Below are 1065 nucleotides of genomic sequence, written 5' to 3'. Positions count from 1 at the left end.
CCACTTTTGTGGGGCTTTTTTTATGGAGCGTCAGATGAGAAAGATATCGAAAGAAGGATTAGAGCTTATCAAACAATGGGAAGGTTTGCGTTTAGAGGCATATAGAGACACGGCATGTATCTGGACGATTGGTTATGGTCACACCAGCAATGCGGGTCACCCCCTTGTCAAAAAAGGCATGTGTATTAGCCAAAAGCAAGCGGAAGAAATCCTTTGTGAAGACTTAAAGCAATTTGAGAAGACGGTAGAGGAATCGGTCACGGTTTCGTTAACGGATTGCCAATTCGCGGCATTGGTCTCATTTTGCTATAATGTAGGAACAGCTGCTTTTCGCAAGTCAACCTTGTTGAAGAAGCTTAATCAAGGGGATTATGAAGCCGTACCCTTAGAATTACAGAAATGGAATAAGGTCGGTGGAAAGCCTCTTGCGGGTTTAGCTAACCGTCGAGCAGCAGAAGCGGGATTATGGGTAAAAGGGGCTTATGTTTCTTCGAATTATCAAAGGGTAGAAACGAAAACAGCAACCGGACTTCTTAAAATAGAAGCACTTGCCCCGATTATAGGGTCTTGTTCTGGTTTTGGCGGCTTGTTAGCAGGCAATGGTCCGGTGCAATGGGCTTTAGCAGGCATCATGGTTTTAGCGGCTGTAACGGGCATAGTGATTGTCGCCAAGCGGTTTGGGGAGCAACGCTTATGATTTTTTGGCTAAAGAAATATTCTCTTATGTTTACAGCGGCTTTAGCCGTTTTTTTTATGGCTTTAGCCAAGGCTTTTCAGCTTGGCAAGCAAAGCGAACGGCAAAAGCAAACAGAGAATGCTTTAAAGACAGCAACAACCCGTCTTGAGGTAGAAAATGAAGTTAATCGAAAAAGTGATGCTGGTGTGCGCTCTGAACTTTCTCGTTGGGTGCGCGGCAAATAGGTCTGTTTCTTGTGGTGGCTGGTTGCCCATTTATTTGGATAATAAGGATGTTGTGGTCATCAGTTCCAACCTTGCAAGAGATATTTTGAAGCATAACAAGCAGGGAGCCCATTTATGTGGTTGGAAAGATGGTCAAGAAACGAA

Annotated in this window: 3 protein-coding genes; all 3 read left to right on the top strand. The window is 44.2% G+C overall.

Annotated elements, in window-relative coordinates; translation table 11 throughout:
* Positions 1-34: 34 nt before the first annotated feature.
* Entirely contained in the window at positions 35-697 is a 663-nt protein-coding gene (locus ACFIMI_RS09645; protein ID WP_375674994.1) for a lysozyme, read from the top strand.
* A complete protein-coding gene (locus ACFIMI_RS09640) occupies positions 694-921 on the top strand; it encodes a hypothetical protein (protein ID WP_375611041.1) in 228 nt (75 codons plus the stop codon). The genes ACFIMI_RS09645 and ACFIMI_RS09640 overlap by 4 nt, the downstream gene beginning before the upstream one ends.
* Positions 854-1065, top strand: a 212-nt coding sequence (locus ACFIMI_RS09635) for a hypothetical protein (RefSeq protein WP_375692534.1), incomplete at its 3' end; no start/stop codon positions are given. The genes ACFIMI_RS09640 and ACFIMI_RS09635, both read left to right, overlap by 68 nt.

This window comes from Bartonella sp. AP4SXKL, from assembly GCF_042195845.1.
Taxonomy (GTDB): Bacteria; Pseudomonadota; Alphaproteobacteria; order Rhizobiales; family Rhizobiaceae; genus Bartonella.
This window is presented reverse-complemented; position numbering and strand designations above follow the sequence as displayed.